This window comes from Desulfobulbaceae bacterium (genome assembly GCA_015231515.1).
In the GTDB taxonomy this organism is placed as follows: domain Bacteria; phylum Desulfobacterota; class Desulfobulbia; order Desulfobulbales; family VMSU01; genus JADGBM01.
The window spans coordinates 12,660-32,341 of the sequence record JADGBM010000029.1 but is presented as its reverse complement, the minus strand read 5'-3'; the positions used below and the strand labels follow the sequence as shown (position 1 = coordinate 32,341).

General features: G+C 46.2%; 18 protein-coding genes and 1 pseudogene. 11 read left to right on the top strand and 8 right to left on the bottom strand.

Going from position 1 to position 19,682, the window contains the following annotated elements; all coding sequences use genetic code 11:
* Positions 1-90: 90 nt before the first annotated feature.
* Positions 91-279, top strand: a pseudogene (locus HQK80_06790) (transposase).
* Positions 280-600: 321 nt separating this feature from the next.
* On the opposite strand, the gene HQK80_06785 reads toward HQK80_06790, so the two are convergent.
* The gene (locus HQK80_06785; GenBank protein ID MBF0221920.1) at positions 601-2,778 is read right to left on the bottom strand and encodes a thioredoxin domain-containing protein; all 2,178 of its coding nucleotides are present in this window, start codon (positions 2,776-2,778) and stop codon (positions 601-603) included.
* A 348-nt stretch (positions 2,779-3,126) separates the two neighbouring features.
* Between HQK80_06785 and HQK80_06780 the strand changes: the two genes are divergently transcribed.
* The 10 genes from HQK80_06780 (at position 3,127) to dnaE (ending at position 13,962) form a co-directional block, all read left to right on the top strand.
* Positions 3,127-3,516: a helix-turn-helix transcriptional regulator gene (locus tag HQK80_06780; GenBank protein ID MBF0221919.1), complete on the top strand. Its 390-nt coding sequence runs from the start codon at positions 3,127-3,129 to the stop codon at positions 3,514-3,516.
* Positions 3,517-3,604: 88 nt separating this feature from the next.
* A complete protein-coding gene (locus tag HQK80_06775; protein MBF0221918.1) occupies positions 3,605-4,891 on the top strand; it encodes an O-acetylhomoserine aminocarboxypropyltransferase/cysteine synthase in 1,287 nt (428 codons plus the stop codon).
* A 67-nt stretch (positions 4,892-4,958) separates the two neighbouring features.
* Positions 4,959-6,086, top strand: coding sequence for a homoserine O-acetyltransferase (locus tag HQK80_06770; protein ID MBF0221917.1), 1,128 nt, complete (start codon positions 4,959-4,961; stop codon positions 6,084-6,086).
* A 2-nt stretch (positions 6,087-6,088) separates the two neighbouring features.
* The gene (gene metW, locus HQK80_06765) at positions 6,089-6,703 is read left to right on the top strand and encodes a methionine biosynthesis protein MetW (protein MBF0221916.1); all 615 of its coding nucleotides are present in this window, start codon (positions 6,089-6,091) and stop codon (positions 6,701-6,703) included.
* Between the two features lie 84 nt (positions 6,704-6,787).
* A complete protein-coding gene (locus HQK80_06760; protein MBF0221915.1) occupies positions 6,788-7,771 on the top strand; it encodes a serine acetyltransferase in 984 nt (327 codons plus the stop codon).
* Positions 7,772-7,773: 2 nt separating this feature from the next.
* Positions 7,774-8,709 (top strand): cysteine synthase A, encoded by a 936-nt coding sequence (gene cysK / locus HQK80_06755; protein ID MBF0221914.1) that lies wholly within the window; start codon positions 7,774-7,776, stop codon positions 8,707-8,709.
* 125 nt (positions 8,710-8,834) lie between these two features.
* Entirely contained in the window at positions 8,835-9,206 is a 372-nt protein-coding gene (locus tag HQK80_06750; GenBank protein MBF0221913.1) for a response regulator, read from the top strand.
* A gap of 211 nt (positions 9,207-9,417) precedes the next feature.
* Entirely contained in the window at positions 9,418-9,585 is a 168-nt protein-coding gene (locus HQK80_06745) for a Trm112 family protein (protein MBF0221912.1), read from the top strand.
* A gap of 14 nt (positions 9,586-9,599) precedes the next feature.
* A complete protein-coding gene (locus HQK80_06740; protein ID MBF0221911.1) occupies positions 9,600-10,412 on the top strand; it encodes a sugar phosphate isomerase/epimerase in 813 nt (270 codons plus the stop codon).
* A 19-nt stretch (positions 10,413-10,431) separates the two neighbouring features.
* Positions 10,432-13,962: a DNA polymerase III subunit alpha gene (gene dnaE / locus HQK80_06735; GenBank protein ID MBF0221910.1), complete on the top strand. Its 3,531-nt coding sequence runs from the start codon at positions 10,432-10,434 to the stop codon at positions 13,960-13,962.
* A 100-nt stretch (positions 13,963-14,062) separates the two neighbouring features.
* On the opposite strand, the gene HQK80_06730 is transcribed toward dnaE, so the two are convergent.
* The 7 genes from HQK80_06730 to HQK80_06700 all read right to left on the bottom strand — a co-directional run bounded on the left by HQK80_06730 (position 14,063) and on the right by HQK80_06700 (position 19,516).
* Positions 14,063-14,953, bottom strand: a complete 891-nt coding sequence (locus tag HQK80_06730) for an RNA polymerase factor sigma-32 (protein MBF0221909.1) — start codon at positions 14,951-14,953, stop codon at positions 14,063-14,065.
* Positions 14,954-15,255: 302 nt separating this feature from the next.
* Complete coding sequence (locus HQK80_06725) at positions 15,256-15,660, bottom strand: hypothetical protein (protein ID MBF0221908.1); 405 nt, start codon at positions 15,658-15,660, stop codon at positions 15,256-15,258.
* Between the two features lie 12 nt (positions 15,661-15,672).
* On the bottom strand, positions 15,673-16,449 hold the full coding sequence (locus tag HQK80_06720) for a YkgJ family cysteine cluster protein (GenBank protein ID MBF0221907.1): 777 nt from the start codon (positions 16,447-16,449) through the stop codon (positions 15,673-15,675).
* A gap of 65 nt (positions 16,450-16,514) precedes the next feature.
* Positions 16,515-17,477, bottom strand: coding sequence for a lytic murein transglycosylase (locus HQK80_06715; GenBank protein ID MBF0221906.1), 963 nt, complete (start codon positions 17,475-17,477; stop codon positions 16,515-16,517).
* Between the two features lie 217 nt (positions 17,478-17,694).
* Entirely contained in the window at positions 17,695-18,426 is a 732-nt protein-coding gene (locus HQK80_06710) for a rhodanese (protein MBF0221905.1), read from the bottom strand.
* Between the two features lie 3 nt (positions 18,427-18,429).
* Positions 18,430-19,008: a rhodanese-like domain-containing protein gene (locus HQK80_06705; protein MBF0221904.1), complete on the bottom strand. Its 579-nt coding sequence runs from the start codon at positions 19,006-19,008 to the stop codon at positions 18,430-18,432.
* A gap of 97 nt (positions 19,009-19,105) precedes the next feature.
* Positions 19,106-19,516, bottom strand: a complete 411-nt coding sequence (locus HQK80_06700; GenBank protein ID MBF0221903.1) for a response regulator — start codon at positions 19,514-19,516, stop codon at positions 19,106-19,108.
* Between the last annotated feature and the right edge of the window lie 166 nt (positions 19,517-19,682).

Below are 19,682 nucleotides of genomic sequence, written 5' to 3'. Positions count from 1 at the left end.
GGACGGCCGTTAGGATGGCGGAAAGAGAGAGTTTAATTTTACTCTGACCCTAATTAACTTTGACCCTAATTAACTTACCCTAATTAACTTATTGTTGAACCAATGTTCGGCCAGATAAAGAATGCCGGGTTTCGAGGCTTCAGCGTCAGAGGACATGAAAAAACAAGTGGAGAATTCTCCCTTGTATGTACTGTCCATAACATCAAAAAGATTATGAAATCGTTAGCAAAGGCAGTAGTACGCCTTGCATACAGGAAACTGGCCACCAATATGGGATAAAATGGCACTAAAAGGTTTGAAAGTCGCCAAAACCTTAAAGAGTATGCATATTTATAGGAATAATTATCAATAGCATCTTGATTTTGTTCCTGTTGGGGAAATTTTACGGGAAAATCAAAACAGAGGGTGTATTAGTTACAAGGAATATTGCTGATTTCGAAAAATCAAAACTTCCTACCTTTAGCCCTGTAGACCTGATTAACAGCTTAGAATCATTGAAAAAATAAAATTGCCAATCGGGCACTTCAGCGGACGTCGTGAACATATGCGGCCTGACGGACAAGTTCTGGTGGCGCCACATGTCGACCTTTACATTAAGCCTTACTTCACGCTTAAAATTGCCTCAAGCTGGACCGGATCATTTGTCGGAGGCTGGCAGGCCAACTCTTTACAGATGTAGGCGGTGGCTTTACCATCAACCATCGTCATGGCTTCCCAATAGTCAGGCAACTTCTGTAGTGCTGCCGGGAACTCCTTGCCGCCAGCAGAAAGCAACACTTTATTGGGCAGAAAATAAGTCGCAACCGTCTTTTGCATGACCTTGGTATCCAACGCCTCCAGATTGCCTGCAATAATAATCTGCAGCGGCTTACTCTCCATGAAATCAACCGCCGCCAGCATCTGCGGCATGGCTGATGCGCCAGCCTTCAACACCCCCGAAAATGAACGGACAGCCTTTTCAGCGATCTCAGTGTATTTGCTGTCAAAAATCTGCCCCAACCTCAAAAGGTTAAGAGCTGAAACTGAATTCCCGGCAGGTTCAGCACCATCATAATCAGTCTTCATCTTTAAAATAACGCTGGAGTCAACCCCAGAGCTCTCAAAAAATCCCCCGGCAGCATTGTCTGCAAACTGTTCCAGCTGCGTCTCAGTCAACATCTTGGCAAGAACCAGCCATTGCGGGTTAAAAGTCGCTTCATACAGATCAATAAAGCCCTGGCAGACAAAGGCATAATCGTCAAGCTGTCCGGCAATACCTGCCTCGCCATCACGATATCTGTGAAATATCTGCTTAGTGGCAATGTTAATCATGGTGTTCTGAAGAAATTTGGCAGCCTTATTGGCAGCCTCAAGGTAGTGCTGGTTATCCAAAATAACAGCACCTTTGGCCAGGGCGCTGACCATCAACCCGTTCCAACTGGCTAGGATTTTATCGTCAAGGTGCGGATGCGGTCGCTGGTTCCTCTTCTGATCGAGCAGCACCTTGGCATCGTTTAAAAGTGTAGCAGTTTCAATTTCGGATAAAGCAAATTTCGTGGCCGTCTGGGATTGAGTGTGCGCTGCAAACAATACATTTTTGACGCCAAAATCGCCATGCGGGTCATCAAGAGTGTTTCCTTCAGGCAAAACCCCATAACGATACGAAAAGACCCGTGCTGACACTGGCGACAATGTTGCGCTAATCTCATCGTGCGACCAAAGATAAAAGGCACCTTCACTTTTCACCTCAGGGTTCTCAGGCACAGGGCTGTCCGCATCGAGCGCTGAATAAAACGCTCCATCAGCACTCGTCATCTCTCTTAATACAAAATCAATGGTATCTGTGGCAAGATCAGCAAAAAAGGAGTCTTTTGAAATTTGATAGGCTTCCAAGGCGGATACAGCCAGCAAGGCCTGGTCATACAACATCTTTTCAAAATGAGGAACCCGCCAGTAACGATCCACCGAATAACGATGAAAGCCGCCGCCCAGATGATCATACATGCCACCATGAGCCATATTTCTTATGGTCTCCAGCCCCATATCAATCAACCGTTGGTCGTTGTTTTTTTGCCCATGCCGAAACAAAAAGCTAAAGACAACTGGTCGCGGGAACTTCGGAGAACTGCCGAATCCACCATACTCGCTGTCATAACTCCCTTTGAATTGCCGGGCGGCCTCAATCGCAAAATCATTTAGAACATACCCTTCGACCGGAGCTCTATTTTCCAGCTCCGAAAGCTGTTTGACAATAGAACCAGCCTTATCAACAATTGTCTTTTTATCTAACTGCCAGGCATTATGTATAGAGTTAAGCAGTTCCGGCAAACCGGGCCTGCCATATTTGGGTTCCGGCGGGAAATATGTGCCGGCGTAAAAAGGTAAGAGTTCAGGGGTTAAAAAAACAGACATTGGCCAACCGCCGCTGCCTGCCATAGCCTGTGTAACAGCCATATAGACCTGATCCAGGTCTGGACGTTCCTCTCTATCAACCTTTATGGAGATAAAATATTTATTTAAAATGGCGGCAATTTCAGGATTTTCAAAGGACTCTTTTTCCATGACATGGCACCAGTGACAGGTCGAATAACCAATTGAGAGAAAGATCGGCTTATCATCCTTTACTGCAATGCTAAAGGCCTCTTCCCCCCAGGGATGCCAGTGCACAGGATTAAAGGCATGTTGGAGAAGATACGGACTTTTTTCACTGATTAACTTGTTTGGCAGATGCCCTTTCTCTATTTCGCTGGCGACAAAATGTTCAATTGTATTCGCCCTATCAACAATTAGCCGCTCCATACCTGAGGCCCTCCCAAGGCTGTTAAACAACAAAAATTCTAGAATAATACCAAGCATCGACGACCAAAACACAGCACCAATTGTATTTTTATAACGCATCACATTCCCCTTTGCTTAACAAAAGATTAATCATTTCGGAGAGATAGTAAACGTAAAAAAACGCATCAGCCTGTATTTCCTTAAAGTTTTCTTAAATTCATACAAAAAACTTGATAGGCGTACCACACTGTGGTATTATCGCGAGTTAGTAATTTCAGTATGCGTTTACAGATAAAAAGTCAGGCAAAATTCTGCGCCAATTGTGCATCGCCACAAAAACCTTACGTATTTTAATATACCGGGGGAGACATGGATTTTACGGAGTTTCTGAAAATAAGGAAAACGTTACTCAAGACCCAAAAGCAGATGGCCGAACTTCTTGGCGTTTCCATTAAGGCAATCCACAGCTATGAACAGGGATGGCGCAAAATACCGGCACATATTGAGCGTCAGATATTCTTTTTACTTTCCCGCTTGCGTACTGACGAGAAAAATCTTAAACCATGCTGGGTAATAAAAAAATGTCCACCCCATCGTAAGAAAAACTGTCCAGCCTGGGAGTATCAGGCCGGTAAACTTTGTTGGTTTATCAATGGCACAATCTGTGAGTGTCAGGTCAAAAAGAGCTGGAAAGAAAAAATGACAATTTGCAGAGAGTGCGAAGTATTATCCTCGTTGATTGACCCGAAAGTTGATTAACTTCCCTAAAAAAATTGCTCTGAGCACCGATTACAGGCTATAATTTTTGTTAATTTGAATTTTTCCAATACCATGCAGGAGACTAACAATGGGTAACTACGGTTTTAACACAAAAGCACTCCACAGTGGCTACACACCCGATCCTATTACAAGAGCTCGCGCAGTCCCGATTCACCAAACAACCGCCTACACCTTTTCGTCAACTGAGCAGGCGGCCAATCTCTTTGCCCTAAAGGGGCCTGATTTCCCTGGTGAGATCTACAACCGCTTTACCAATCCAACCTATGAGACCCTTGAGACACGCATCACCGATCTCGAAGGCGGACTGGCAGCAGCTTCGCTCTCATCCGGTCAAGCCGCCACCTTTATGTCGATCCTGACGATTGCCAACAGTGGAGATAACATAGTTGCCTCCAAGACCATTTACGGCGGCACGTTCACCTTATTTGATCTTACATTTCCTAAAAAATTCGGTATTAATGTGCGGTTTGTCGATCCCACACCAGAAAATTTCAGCAAGGCGATCGATGGCAAGACCAAGGCTATCTTTGCAGAAACCATTGGCAACCCTAAATTAAATGTTCTTGATATCGAAGGCGTTTCAGGTGCGGCCCACGAAGCCGGCATTCCATTGATTATCGACAACACCTTTGCCACTCCATACCTGTGCCAGCCCTTTTCCCATGGCGCCGACATTATCATGCATTCTGCTACTAAATGGATATGCGGGCACGGGACATCCGTCGGCGGCCTCGTTGTCGACTCCGGCAAAACTAACTGGGGCACCGGTAAGTTCCCCGAGTTAAGTGAAGACGACCCCTCATACCGGGGAGGGCTAAACTACCTCAAAGAGTTTGGTCAGTTGGCTTATATTGTAAAACTTAAATCTCGGTTCACACGTGATCTCGGGCCCACCATGAGTCCATTTAATGCCTTTTTGTTTTTGCAGGGGCTTGAAACCCTTGCCCTGCGTATGGAACGGCACAGTGAAAATGCCTTAGCCGTGGCCAGATTTCTTGAGAACCACCCAAAGGTCAATAAGGTTATCTACCCGGGACTGCCAGACCACCCCACCTACCAGTTCGCTCAAAAATATCTGCAAAATGGCTTTGGCGGCATGGTTGGCTTTGGTATCAACGGCGGGGTTAGTGCAGGCCAGAAATTTATCGATTCCCTTGGACTATTTTCACACGTGGCCAATGTCGGCGATGCAAAATCTCTTGCCATTCACCCCGCCAGTACCACGCACTCGCAACTCAGCCATGAACAACAGGCCGAAGCGGGTGTCACTGACGATTTTATTCGGCTTTCCGTTGGAATCGAAAACATTGAGGATATCCTTGCCGACTTGGATCAGGCCCTTGGCAAGGCATAATAAACTGAGTATCGGTTCACCTGTTGCTATTACGCTCATATTCTGACTTAATCGAACCCCACTAAAAATGACTTCCGAATCGATTGGCCTGGTCAACACACAGTTCTTCACCCTGCCCACCGCTCTCACCCTTGAGAGCGGTGAAACTCTGGGACACGTAACTCTGGCCTATGAAACATATGGCACCCTAAATCCAGAGAAAAACAATGCCATACTGTTATGCCATGCCCTTTCCGGTGATGCCCATGCCGCCGGCTATCATGAGAACTCCGAAAAACCCGGCTGGTGGGAGATCATGGTCGGTCCAGGCAAGGCTATCAACACCGACAGATTCTTTGTAATCTGTACAAACATTATTGGCAGTTGCATGGGCTCGACAGGCCCATCCTCAGTTAACCATGCCAGCCAAAAGCCCTATGGCCTTACTTTTCCGGTTGTTACTATCGGCGACATGGTCAAAGCCCAGAAGGCGCTGATTGATTTTTTTGGCATCACAAAGCTGCTCTCTGTCATCGGTGGGTCAATCGGCGGCATGCAAACTCTTGAGTGGAGTGTTCGTTATCCGGAGATGGTTTTTAGTGCTGTGCCTTTAGCCACCGCCCAGCGCCACTCAGCACTTGCCATCGCCTTTAACGAAGTCTCCAGACAGTCGATAATGGCAGACCCAAACTGGAACCATGGCGATTATTACGGATGCAAAAAACCGGATCTCGGCCTTGCCGTTGCCAGAATGATAGGCCATATCACCTATCTCTCTGACGAGTCAATGCGAAATAAGTTTGGTCGCCGCCTGCAAAACAAAAAAGACTTATCCTTTAATTTTGATGCGGATTTCCAGGTTGAAAGCTATCTCCGTTACCAGGGCATCAAGTTTGTCGAACGTTTCGATGCAAACTCATTTCTTTACATAACCAAGGCCGCCGACTATTTTGACATGACCTTACCACCCAAGGATGGTGTCCCCTGCTTTGCAAAATCAAAGGCTAGATACCTGGTTGTATCATTTACCTCTGACTGGCTCTATCCCACCAGAAAATCCAAGGCTATGGTCAAACGCATGAAAAAGCACAGTATCGATGTCAGCTTCTGCGAAATTGAGGCACAATGGGGGCACGATGCATTCCTTTTACCTAATCAGCGTTTAAGCTCCCTGCTGAAGGGTTTTCTCGAGCGAATGACCCTGGAGTTCTGTTAATTATGCGCTTTGACCTTGAGGTAATTGCTTCCTGGATTGAGCCGGGAGCCAGGGTTCTAGATCTCGGCTGTGGCGAGGGTGATCTTCTTTATTTTCTTAAAAAAGAGAAAAAGGTCCTTTGCACCGGTATTGACTTTAAAGAGACAAACATCGAGAAATGTATAGCGAAGGGCCTGACTGCCTTGCAGGGTGACATTAATGAAGAGGTCAAGGATTATGCTGACCAGGCCTTTGATTACGTGGTTTTAAGCCAGACACTTCAACAGGTCTACCAACCGGAGGCGTTACTTAAAGACTTGCTGCGCATTGGCAAGAAGGTGGTGGTGAGTTTTCCAAACTTCAGCCATTGGGGATGTCGCATGCAGCTGCTCTTCCAGGCCCGGGCACCACAGACCAGCCAGCTCCCCTATAGTTGGTATAACTCTCCAAACATTCGTGTTATCACGATTAATGATTTCATCGAATTTTCAAAAAGTTTCGGGTTTTCAATTCTTCAGCAGGTCGCAATTAACACCCAAAATGACGACAGGGAGGGGACTATTGTTCGATTTCTCCCGGAACTGCGAGCTACATACGGGATTTTCCTGATCGGCAGAGATAGTTCTTACACAGGATAGAGAGGCCTGGCGCTTTATGCCCCATGGCATCCCAGAGAAGATCAACCTACATTTAACAATGTTACCAGATATCGAGGCAGAACAATGGATGAACTACTCCAGGCTAACTTTCAATGTATCGACGAAGAGGAACAGATCCGGCTGTTTTCCGATAAAATACCCAAAACTGTTGCGCGTCTTGTCAAGTCCTGGGAGAGCAAAGAGAGTTCTGAACACGCAGGCCCTGTACCGCTACCCTCACATGACTCAGTAGTTCAAATTATTCACCAGACCCGTCGCATCCTTTTTCCCGGCTATTTTACTGATGCAACAATCAATGCCAACAGCATAGAGTATGTTATTGGTCAGGAGCTCACAGAGCTCTATACAAATCTGAGCAAACAAATTGTGCTTGCCATGCAGCATGAGTGCTTCCGATCAAAAAAATCGTGTACTCATTGCCGAGTTCGCGGTCATGAAATCTCTATGCAGTTTATCACCGAACTGCCCCAGATCGAAAAACTTCTGTCCACAGACATCAAAGCTGCCCTGGAGGGCGACCCTGCCGCCCAAAGTCCCGATGAGATTATTTTCAGCTACCCAGGGCTCTTGGCAATAACAATTTACCGAATAGCGCATGCCCTCCACACACTTTCAGTCCCCGTACTACCACGAATTATGACGGAACACGCCCATAGCCTGACTGGTATCGACATACACCCTGGTGCCACCATTGGCGATAGCTTTTTTATTGACCACGGTACCGGTATCGTTATTGGCGAGACAACTGAAATTGGCAGTCGGGTCAGACTGTATCAAGGTGTAACTCTCGGCGCCCTCTCTTTACCACGAGATGCCGGCGACCGGTTTCGCAACCAGAAACGTCACCCTACCATTGAAGATGAAGTTATCATCTATGCCAACACGACAATACTCGGTGGTCAGACCACAATTGGCGCCCGCTCAGTTATTGGCGGCAATATCTGGCTCACAGAGAGTGTTCCTGTGGACACCAAAGTTTTACTGAAGCGCCCGGATTTAAACTTTGTGGGCAACAACATTTCAAAATCAAGTGACAAGGGGGATTAATCATGAAAAATATCTATCAAGACCTCACCAAAACCATCGGCAACTCTCCACTTGTTCAACTCAACGCCATCAATAAGGATGGCGTTGCCACCGTGCTGGCAAAGGTTGAATCGGCCAACCCATTGTTTTGCGTAAAAGACAGAATTGGTGTGGCGATGATTGATGCTGGTGTTAGTGCCGGAAAAATCAGGCCTTCAACAACTATTATTGAGCCAACCAGCGGCAACACAGGTATCGCCTTAGCCTTCACCTGTGCTGTGCGGGGTTTGAAACTCCTTCTGACAATGCCTGAGACAATGAGTCTTGAAAGACGTATGCTGCTCAAACATTTTGGGGCCGAACTAGTGCTTACTCCTGGCCCTTTAGGCATGAAAGGGGCCATTGCCAAGGCCAAAGAACTTTGCGATGAAATACCAGACAGCTTTATGCCGGATCAGTTTTCCAATCCTGCCAACCCCCAAATTCACCGCCAGACCACTGCAGAGGAGATCTGGCGCGACACCGACGGCACCATCGATATCTTTATAGCCGGTGTCGGAACTGGCGGCACTATAACTGGTGTTTCTGAAGTCATCAAAGGACGTAAAGCTACAGTTCGCAGCATCGCCGTTGAGCCTAAAGACTCCCCTGTTCTTTCAGGCGGCACACCCGGCCCGCATAAAATCCAGGGAATCGGGGCAGGGTTTATTCCAGACGTCTTAAACACCTCCATAATCGATGAAATTTTCTGTGTCAGTAATGAACAAGCAATCGACTGTGCAAAACAGTTGGCCTTGCAGGAAGGCATCTTGTGCGGAATCTCATCAGGGGCAGCCGCATTTGCAGCTCTTGAAACTGCCAAAAAAGAGGATAACCGGGGAAAAACCATCGTGGTCATACTCCCTGACACTGGAGAACGCTACCTCAGCACCGACCTTTTAAAGGAACCAACAAACTGATCACGTTTACTAAAATAGCCTTGAATTATTCGGTTTATCGGATAAAAGAAGAGTTATTTTAGTATTTTCACCCATCGACATCATCGGCAACCCATGCTACAGATCGTCACAACACGAGGTTTATTTTGGCTCATATACTGGTTATAGACGACGATCCTTGGATAGTTAAGATTTTCCGGCAAATCCTCGAAACTGAGGGGCACACTGTAGACACCGCCGGTGACGGCCAGGAAGGAATAGAGATTTTTCGAAATCATCAGGCCGATCTGATCATAACAGATATGGTCATGCCGGTAAAAGATGGACTCAGAACCATTATTGAACTTGAAAAAGAGTTCCAAAACGTTAAAGTTATTGCCATCTCCGGTGGCGGCATAATCGAACCAGATCGCTACCTGTCATTGGCCGAAAGTATCGGTACAAAAAAAACGTTAACCAAACCCATTAAAAAAGAAGATCTCCTCAGAGCAGTTAACGATGTTTTAGAAATGCCTTAATCTTTATACGTTCTGTTATTTCTTGACGCATTACCCCTCACTCACTATTTTAGTGCCTTACAGATTATTTTCTTGTTTTTTTACAAGAAAATAATCTGCGAAAGGCACTTATCCCGTTCATCGGGGTTAGTATCCTGTTTTTTTTAAATTAGACCGTCGGCGACACAATCACTAATTGTATCGCTAATCAGCATACATTCAGGAGCCAGCTATGATCAGCAAAGAACTTTTGGACATCCTCGCCTGCCCCAAATGCAAGGGCGAAATCAAACTTAATGAATCAAACGACGGGTTAATTTGTGAGGCCTGCAAATTACTCTATGAAATTCGCGACGATATTCCTGTCATGCTCATTGACGAGGCAAAAAAGCTCGATTAGTCATCACTGCCAAAATGAAATTTACTATCCCAGCAGACCGCTGCTTCATCAATGCCCCATTCATGAAGTTGAAAGATGGTCTCATCGATGTATTCATCGAACACCAACTTCAGCCAGAGATCGGCCTTGAAGGCGATGTACTCTATGACCAGTCTGACTCTGATTTTGGGGTTATTGCCCGTCGCTTAGAAGAAAACAACCTAAGCTGCACACTGCATGCCCCTTTTTTTGATCTTGCACCTGGAGCGCTCGACAAGGAAATCCTCTCAGCGACCAGAGCCAAATTGCGCAGTGCATTTGCTCTTATTGAAATCTTTCACCCCAAAGCCATTATTTGTCATTTGAACTTTGAGGCCAACAAACATGGCTACAAACAAAACGAGTGGTTTGCTGCTGCACGCCAGACCTGGCATGAACTTATTGAAATTGCTGCAGCAAGTGGCACAACTGTCGCCCTGGAAAACACCTACGAGTTCAATCCTACCCAACACAAAAAAATGCTTGAGTCCTTAAACTCTCCGTTGGCTCGATTCTGCCTTGACACAGGGCATCTGCTGGCCTTCGCCAAATCAACCTGGCAGGAGTGGTTACCCGAGATGAATCCCTGGTTAGGTCATTTACATCTACATGACAATACCGGCACCCATGACTCGCATCTGGCAATTGGACATGGTTCTTTTGATTTTGCCGCCCTTTTCAACTACCTGGCGGCAAACAGGCTCAACCCGCTTATTACGCTCGAACCTCACTCCGAAGATGATCTCTGGGCCAGTCTGGAAACCCTCCGACAGATGGGTGTGGCAAACCTAGGCAAAAAGACAGTATAACCATTATCAGGATTATTCAATGACACAACCAGCAGATTTCACCCATCTTCACGTTCACACGCAATACAGTATGCTTGACGGCGCCATTCGATTCAATGACCTCTTTGATAAATGCAAAGAGTATGGAATGGATACCGTCACCATCACTGACCATGGCTCAATGTATGGCGCTCTGGAATTTTATGTTGCTGCAAAAAAGGCAAAACTTAAGCCAATTATTGGCTGTGAATTCTACGTGGCGCCCGTCAGTCGTCATATAAAAAAGGCTAAAGCTGGAGACACGCTTCAGTATTACCACCTCGTCCTGCTGGCCATGAACAAAACCGGCTACCAGAATCTGCTCAAACTTGCCAGTATTGCCTACATGGAGGGTTTTTACTACAAACCTCGAATCGACAAGGAAGTACTTGCCCAACATAGCGAAGGGCTCATTGCCCTCACCGCCTGCCTTCATGGGGAAGTCCCTTACCTGGTTGGTCACAACGGGGATTTCGACGGTGCAGCAAAAGCGGCTAAAGAGCTGCACAAACTTTTTCCAGACCGTCTGTATTTCGAAATACAGGAAAATGGCCTACAAGAACAGATTGCCGTAAACCAGGGACTCAAAAAACTTTCAGCGCAACTTAACATCCCCCTTGTGGCCACCAACGACTGTCACTATCTGGAGCGTTCAGATGCTTACGCCCATGAGGTGCTTCTCTGCATCCAAACCGGCAAAACCATCACAGATGAAGACCGCTTCCGTTTCTCTACTGACGAGCTTTATTTCAAATCTCCCGCTGAAATGCGCACAGCCTTTGCTGACTGCCCTGAAGCCATTGAAAACAGCCGCAAGATTGCCGATCAGTGCAATCTTGACTTGAGCTTTGATGAACATTATTTTCCCATCTTTGAACTCCCTGAAGGCCAGAGCCTCGATAGCGTTTTTGAACAACAGGCCAGAGCAGGCCTTGAAGACCGGCTCGAACAGGTCAAAATCCACACCGAACTGACCCCAGAGCTTGAAAAGACCTACCGCGACCGTCTTGATATGGAGATCAAGATAATTACACAAATGGGTTTTCCGGGCTATTTCCTTATCGTAGCTGATTTCATCAACTGGTCAAAAGGTCAGCATATTCCTGTTGGGCCCGGTCGTGGCTCAGGTGCCGGCAGCCTGGCTGCCTATTGCATGAAAATCACCGATATTGACCCGATAACTTACGGACTGATATTTGAACGATTTCTCAACATTGAAAGAAAAGGCATGCCGGACTTTGACGTTGATTTTTGCCAGGAACGACGTGGCGAAGTTATTGAGTATGTACAGAAGAAATATGGTGGAGATACCCATGTTGCCCAGATTGTGACCTATGGGTCCATGAAAGCCAAAGGTGTTATCCGCGATGTTGGCCGGGCGCTGGCAATACCATATTCCGACGTTGACAAAGTCGCTAAGCTCATTCCAGAAAAACTCGGTATTACACTCCCACAAGCCATCAACGAAGAACCCAGGCTTCAGGACCTCCAGAAACGTGACCCGCAGATTAATGAATTGTTAAAAATCGCCATTCGCCTTGAAGGTCTCCCCCGTCACACATCAACCCATGCTGCCGGTGTCGTCGTTTCCCCGAAACCCATGGTTGAATATCTTCCCGTTTGCAGAGGTCCAAAGGGTGAGGTCCTGACCCAGTTTGCCATGAAGTATACCGAGATGACGGGTCTGATCAAATTTGACTTTTTGGGCCTTAAAACTCTGACTGTAATTGAACGTGCCAATCGACTTATCGAAAAGGTTCTTGGTAAACGCCTTAATATCTCAACCATCCCGATGGATGACGAGAAGACCTACAAACTTCTTCGCAAGGGTGACGCGCTTGGCGTTTTCCAGCTTGAAAGTTCCGGGATGCGTGCCCTGTTGACCAGCATGAAGCCGGAGGTTTTCACAGATCTTATCGCGCTGGTAGCCCTTTATCGACCGGGCCCCCTGGAAAGCGGCATGGTTGATGATTTCGTCAACACCAAACACGGCAAAATGGTGGCCAAATACCCATTGCCACAGCTTGAGCCCATTTTAAAGGAGACTTACGGCGTCATCGTCTATCAGGAACAGGTAATGAAAATTGCCAATGTCCTGGCAAGCTACTCCCTTGGTGATGCCGACATGCTCAGACGGGCCATGGGTAAAAAAATCAAGGAGGTCATGGATAATGAAAAAGAAAAGTTCATGGCCGGCAGTAAGGCTAATAATGTACCGGAGGATAAGGCCGAGTTCGTCTTTGATTTGATGGCAAAATTCGCCGGCTATGGTTTCAACAAGTCCCATAGTGCCGCCTACGCCCTCATCGCCTACCAAACTGCCTATCTCAAGGCCCACTACCCTGCCCAGTTCATGGCAGCATTACTCTCCTGCGATGTAAATAACACCGATAAAGTCGTTCTCTATATAAATGAGTGTAAAGACCATGAAATTGAAGTTCTGCCGCCCGACATCAATGAAAGCGATCAGGATTTCAACGTAATCGATGACCGGATCAGGTTTGGTCTCGCTGCGGTCAAAAATGTCGGTGGAGCGGCGCTTGATTCAATTATTGAAGAACGAGACAAAGAAGGGCCCTATAAGAGTTTAGAAAATTTTTGCAACAGAATCGACTCGCGCAGGGTGAATCGGCGGGTTATTGAAAGTTTGATAAAAGCTGGGGCCTACGACTCTTTTGGCGTAAAACGCTCCCAGCTTTTCACTATTTTGGACCAGGCTCTGGAGCAAGCTCAGTCTGCCCAGCGGGACAAGCAGAGTGGCCAGATCTCCCTGTTCGGCCTGCTCCCGGAAAGCGATTCAATAAAGGCCTCTTCAATTCCCCTGCCGAATATTCCCGAATGGGATCAACAGGAGTTGCTGGCTGCTGAAAAAGAGACGGTTGGGTTTTATATCACTGGCCACCCTCTGGATTCCTACAGACATGATTTGAAAGAGATTGTTGATGCCGATCTGGCTACCCTGTCAACCAGTGAAGATGAGCGTCCGGTGAGAGTGGGCGGACTTGTCAGGACCCTAAAGGAGCATAAGAGTAAAAATGGCGACCGCATGGCCTTTATTACCTTAGAAGATCTCACCGGCAGCATGGAAATCATCATTTTCCCAAGAACATTTGCGGAATGCTCCGCACTACTGGGCACAAACGAACCAATTATAATTCAGGGCAACTTAAAGACTGCCGATGAACGCGGTGCAAAAATCATCGCCGAAACTGTAGACAGCATCAGTGATGCCCGTAAAAAATTCACTGAGAAAGCCCACGTCATTCTCCAAGCTGAGAACATTACCAGGCCGACCATCGAGGGCCTGAAAAAACTCTTCCAGCAGTTCTATGGCGACTGTCCCGTAGGCTTGACCATCCATTTTGACAAACGTGGCGAAGTTGACATTGAAGTTCCCCCTGACATGACAATCAGGCCCTGTAGCGAACTTCGTGAAAACATTGCTGAATTAATCAGTGACAGTCATATAATTTTTCAGCAGAAACAGGTGGAACTACAAGATGGAAGGAATAAACGGTGGGTGAAAAGGTGAAAGGTTCGAGGTACGAGGTGAAAGGTGCGAGGCATCTGTCACCTTTTCACCCTGCCACCTTTTACCTCAAACCTCTTAGCTACAGCCTGAATGGCTAACTTCAGTGAAGAACAACCTCTTCCTTTACAATATCTTTAATTTTCTCCAAGAGGCCAATTTCTACCTGTCGCACCCTCTCCCGCGAAATGCCAAACTGCTCAGCAATGTCATTTAAGGTACGGGGCTCATGGCTCAGCAAACGTTCAGCGAGAATTACTTGTTCCCTTAGACTGAGGGTCTTCTCCAAAATTCCAATTTCCTTATGAAGCCACTCAATAAACTCACTATCCGCAACAATCTCTTCAACCCCGGGACTTTCGCTCGGCAGAAAGCTTTTCTGATCCAGCTCCGAATTGGGGCCAACAGGAGACTCCAGTGAAAGGTCGTAATTATCAAGACGCCTCTCCATTTCGACAATCTCTTTTTCTTTAACATCAAGCCTTTCAGCTAATAGCGCCGAATCCGGGCTGATACCCTGGGACTCCAGAAGTTTCTTTTCTTTGTTCAGCCGGTAAAACAGTTTCCGCTGCGCTTGAGTTGTGCCAATTCTCACTAAACGCCAATTGTCCATTATAGATTTCAGAATGTAGGCACGAATCCAGTAAGCGGCATACGAAGAGAATTTTACCCCCCGGTGTGGATCAAACTTTTTCACAGCCTTAGTCAAGCCAACGTTACCTTCCTGAATAAGGTCTAAAAAATTGTTCATCCAGTATTTTTGAAAGTCCATAACAACTTTCACGACCAGCCGTAAATTGGCAATAACCAGCTGCGAGCCAGCATAATCATCATCGTAATTATAAACACGTAAGGCCAGCGCTTCGGTCTCCTCAGTGCTCAAGAGACGATGGCAGCTGATCTCCTTGAGGTAGTGATTGACCCCATTATAATTTGCGGGAAATGACGGCTTTGAATTGTATGCCTCAGTGGCAGTAACTTCCATGTTTTGCATCGTTCTCACCTACAATATGTTTGACAAAGTTAAATGATGTCTTATAAAAACTTGCAACTTGCAAGCCAACACCAAGAACAGTATTGCAACCTATTGTAATCACATACCAATTCAGCCAAACAGCATATAACCCCGACCTCACCTCGACAATTTTTAAATTTTAAATTCACAATATTCTTCAATCAGAAGCACCAGATGTGTAATTAAGTTACACATCTGTATTCATTCTATCAAAACGCGACATAAAAGAAAAGCAGGGGAGAAATAGAGAAGGAGAGAGGTTCAACTGTCACCAGCCAAGCCTACATATTCAGGGAGGAACCGCAACGTTTAACCTTACCGGAGAGTTCGAACAGAAAGGCTTTATCTGTAGCAAAACCAAGAAAGGTATCAGTAATTATTTTTAATCGGGCACGAACTAAACTATCCAGTTCATGGGCGGACTCTTTACCACGTAACTTCCCGGATATCTCGTGTGCAACAGCAAGTTCCACCAGGCTTAAACTTTCACCATCCTCTAGGATAAAAGCCACACAGGCAAGTTGTTCTATTGAAGGATTTATCTTGGGATCATTTGACCAGAACTGGCTGGGCAGCTTTAAAACAGCCAGTTTTTTAATTATGGCAATATTGAAACGTTTCTTCAACGCTGTTAAATCTGGCGGGAACAGACCATTTTTAAGGCCATTAATTACATCGCCAAACATCTGCCCATCACCCTAGCGTCTTGGCCGGGCCTTCAAGACAGGCTTATTGCCAAGAAAGTAGAGCAGCCATTTAAAACCAAACCGCAAAAGGGCTTCATCATCCTCAGCAAAACTTTTGAGCTCGGCTTTACTTAACTTAAACTGGTCAAACAGCTTAGCCTCAACGGCGTATTTTCTGAACCCATCGACATTGTAGCAGGCCATGAAGGCCATCTGTTGCAGAGGTCCGGCGGCACCTTCATTCTGCCAGGGGTTCGATCGAAAAAGTGTATCAAGGTCAGCCCACAGATCATCCATCATGTTATAATACAGTAGATGCTGGTCCCTCAACCACTCCGGGACAGACCACTCTGTCGGCTCATTATGCCCCTTGCAGTACGGGTGATTGGTCATAAAATAGAACTCTTCAGGTCGGCCACCACCGCTTTGCCGGTCAACAGCCCTTTCCAGAGGATAGGTTCGACAGGCCGAAGGACGGTCCTCGTAGACAGCACATCCTGAATCGTTCAAAAATGGGCAGGTATGCTCGTCGTTGTCAAGCATTCGTAAAATCACAGACGGAAAGAGTGGGTTGCCGCCGCTGACTACTCCGGCATACCTGTTCAAAAACTCTTCAGAGTTGATACCTAAAGAGTTCTTCAGCCTGATAACATCATAGGGATACAGGAAAAGTTCAAGCTTCCGACAGCAATCAGTATAGCACGGAACCTCGGGATAACAGCGAAAAGCAAATTTAGACTTCCCCAGAGGAACCATCCCTTCAGGAAATTTTTTATTATCAGAACTCATCGTCAACCTTTAGATAGAAATTTTGTAACTTGGATACACACAGCAGCCTTCCGCTTACAGTCGTCTCACCTCAACATATCCGACAACAAACCAACTGCAACGGCGTAATAGTTTGACCGATTCCACTTTAAGAGCGTGTGAAAATTATTGTAGACCAGAAAAAGGCGTGGGTCTTCTTTATCCGGCTGGATTATGGAAGAGGGGAAATCTCTGTCAGGAAGATCTGTGCCATTGAGACGCCGAACTCCCAAAGCTTGCCACTCGGATATTGTCTTACTTGTGTCAAAACCCAAGAGCTTTGAATTGAATGCTTCTGGTAAAAGCACCTGCCTTCCCCAAGTCTGGTCAGAACGCCAACCGGATTTGGCAAGATAATTGGCGCCTGTGGCAAATAGATCTCCTGGTTCATGCCATATATCAACCTGGCCATTGTTATTAAAATCCTGCGCGTAAATTCGATACACTGAGGGCAAAAACTGCAACCCGCCAAATGCCCCTGCCCATGAACCCTCAAGGGTTTTAACCGTAGCAAGACCTCCATCAACCACGTGCAGTGCGTGCAGAAGTTCTTTACGGAAAAATGAACTGCGCCTAGGATCATAGGCCAGAGTTACCAAAGACTCAATTACCGGAAAGCTGCCTAACACCCTGCTAAAATCGGTTTCAACACCCCAAAGTGCAATTAAAAACCGGGGCTGAACCCCGTAGCTTTTGGCAACTTCATCAAGAATTTCCTTATTTTCTTTAAGCTTGGCGCGCCCTTTCAAGACCCTGGAAGTAGAAACCGCTCTGTTTAAGTAAGTTTCAAGAGTTAGTTTGAACTCCGGTTGATTCCGGTCAAGTTTAAGAACAAGTTCATTGGGTTTAACTTTCTCAAAGGCTTTATCTAAGGTCTCTGCCGAGACACCATCCTGAAGAGCCTCGTACTTAAGAGCTGTCAACCATTGAGCAAAATCGTTCTCCTGCGCATGTAGCAGCCCACAGAAGGAAAGCAGCAAGATAATAGACAACCATATAATTTTATTCATAAATAACCGAGAGAATTCTACTCATGGGCTTGACCTGTTTTCCAGATAGATTGCCTTCAGGTCTGACCGCCGAAGCGGTCAGACATTTCCACTATTTATTAACGCATATATATTTTTTTTTCATTGCCTAATTCCAAATAAAAAAAGGCGATCTCTTCCGGAGACCGCCTTTGTGGGTAAAACTATGGTATGGTGTTGTACGTTTTTTTTAGTAGGGTTAGTCTGCCGAGCACTCTCCCGGGGCAGTGCATTCAACATCGGCAATGAGACATCGTGACTTCATCCCAGCTTTTTTCATGATAGCATAAGCCATTTCAGCCCTTGCCCCAGTTGAACAGTGAATCAAGTACTCTTTATCCTTGGAAAGTTCTGCGATTCGCCCCTCCAACTCATCTAAAGGAATCGCGACAGAGTTGGAATACTGGCCCTTGGCTGTCTCGTCAGTGGTTCGGACGTCCAGGATCATTGCCTCGGCAACCTTACCCTCCGATGCCTTAATAAACTCATCTAAGGTAACCTCGCCCTCACCAAGTTTACGCTCCCAGCTTACATCAATATCTGGTTCACCTGATTTAAGTGCATGCCCTCGGCTTACGTACCCTTCAAGGCCACCATCAACCAGTGCAACAGTTTTCAGGCCCCATTTTGCTATCATCGAATAGGCCTTCTCAGCATCATCACCATAGACCACAACCGGCGCCTTTAGAGGGAAATCATCTTTTGCATCTTCCAGCTCATCAAAAGGAATGTTGACAGCCCTATCGATAAATCCTTTTGCAGCCTCAGCAGCAGGACGGACATCAACAAGGATAATATTGCCTTTTTCAATGTGAGCATCACTGGCCACAACCTTGTTCTTAGCTTTTTTCCAGCCAGGAACGCCTTTGAGCATTACTTTGATATTGGTATAACCGAGTTTCTTCGCCAGACCGGCGGAAGTTGTACTCATACCTCAGGTAGGCCCTCCGCAATAGAAGATCAGTTGAATATCCTTATCGGCAGGCATAAGTGCCGCGCCTTCTTTCTTCATCTTCTCAACTGGAATAGAGACTGAACTCGCTATATGTCCATCCGCAAATCGAGGCGCAGGCCGTGAATCGACCAGCAAATACTTACCTTTTTCCGGGCCCATCGCAACCAGCTCCATCAACTCTTCCGGGTGCATCTCAGTAACACCTTCCGGCAGTTCTGCCAATTTCGGTTTGATCACTGTAGCGACTTTATCCTTACCAACAACTTCATAGGCGATAATTGCAGCATCACCATCTACGGCAAACTCCATCCCCACTGTAGCATCAGTAAACCGAACCATCATTACCTTGGCGCTTTCACCTTTGCCAACTTCAATAGCAATACTTTTTGCCTTCTTGGAAACCCCTTGTATCTTACCTTTAAAGACGTTTTGCTCTTTCTTGGCCTCCACAGCCATTGTACCTTCTGACGCAACCGCACTGCCAAGCACCGGACCACCGGCAAATAGTGCCATTGCAACCAATGCCGCAACAATCTTCCTTGAGTGAATTTGTAACATCGCAACCTCCTTTAGGTTCTGGTTTGTCTTTTTCTATTTTTTCTCCAACTATAAAAACAGATTTCGTTTTCAGTTGGGTTATCCTATCAAGAATGTTTTAGTGACTTAATAATTTCTCAACTGCTGACATAAGTTCCTGTGGCTCAAATGGCTTTGCCAAGAACACACCGGACTTGCCTAGAACTCCCTCTGCCACCATCCACTCGTCGCCATATTCAGCTATTATGATTACCGGCACCGACAGCCTCGATTGGGTAAGACTTTCAACAAAACGCTCACTGTTAGCCTTGTTTCTCCCAAAATCAACAATAAGCAATTCCGGCAACTCCCCAACCCCCTCGAGTTCAACTAATTTTTCATAGGCCTCAAGACAATCAGTAACAACTGTCACCTTGTAGTTTGCCATTTTCAGCATAAGCGATATGGATCTTTCCAGTCCATGTTCACTTTCAGCAAACAAAATATGTTGTATTTCCTGCCGATCTTTTTTCAATTTTCGTTGAACCATTTTCCATATCGTTTGAGGCCGACCGACCTCAAAATCACATATTTCCCGTACTGAGCAAATTATGTTCTGGATTTAACTCTTTATTAAAAAAACGACACATCTTAGTATTTTACTAACCTTCATAAAATCCCCCTCAGTACCCCTGCAGATAAGCGACGAAGGAGAC